Raw genomic sequence first — 574 nt, forward strand, 5'->3', positions numbered from 1 at the left:
AGACCTCGTCGCGACGGCCACGCACCGCCTGACCGACGACCTCTTCTGCAGCCCCGTCGGCGTAGAGCTCGGCCGTGTCGATCACGGTCATCCCGAGATCGATACCGGCCCGCAAGGCGGTGATCTCGGCCGGGCGGTCCGCACCCATACGCCAGGTGCCCTGGCCGATCGGTGGAACATCCGCTCCGGCCAGCCGAACTGTCTTCACGCTCATAGCAGAAGGTCCAATATCGTAGCCTCTTCCTTACCCGAGAACATCACAAGCACGAAACGTCATCCGCGGGTTTTCGTCCTCCGATCACACACTCCCGAGCGACGGGATCGTAGGTCGAGCGCATCTCCGAACGGGAGTCCGAGCTCGCTCCCAGCGCTACCGGCCCGGCCATCCCGAGCACGCCCTGGCGCTCGGGAGCGTGATCGAGCGGTCGGCGGCGCAGCCGGGGACAGGCTGGGTCGGGTGAGGCGGGACCGACCCAGGGGAGCACAGGTCGGTCCCGCAGCGGCCGGCCTCAGCGCACGCCGGCGACTCCCTGTACGACGCCCGAGTAGTAGCTCTCCGGAGTCGGCCGTTCGC

1 protein-coding gene is annotated in these 574 nt (G+C 68.3%); it reads right to left on the bottom strand.

The window, feature by feature from the left end; translation table 11 throughout:
- Window positions 1–214, bottom strand: a 214-nt coding sequence (locus PKE99_RS38500; RefSeq protein ID WP_271215164.1) for an aldo/keto reductase, incomplete at its 3' end; no start/stop codon positions are given.
- Window positions 215–574 lie beyond the last annotated feature (360 nt).

The sequence above is a fragment of the Pseudonocardia halophobica genome (genome assembly GCF_027922425.1).
GTDB lineage: Bacteria > Actinomycetota > Actinomycetes > Mycobacteriales > Pseudonocardiaceae > Pseudonocardia > Pseudonocardia halophobica.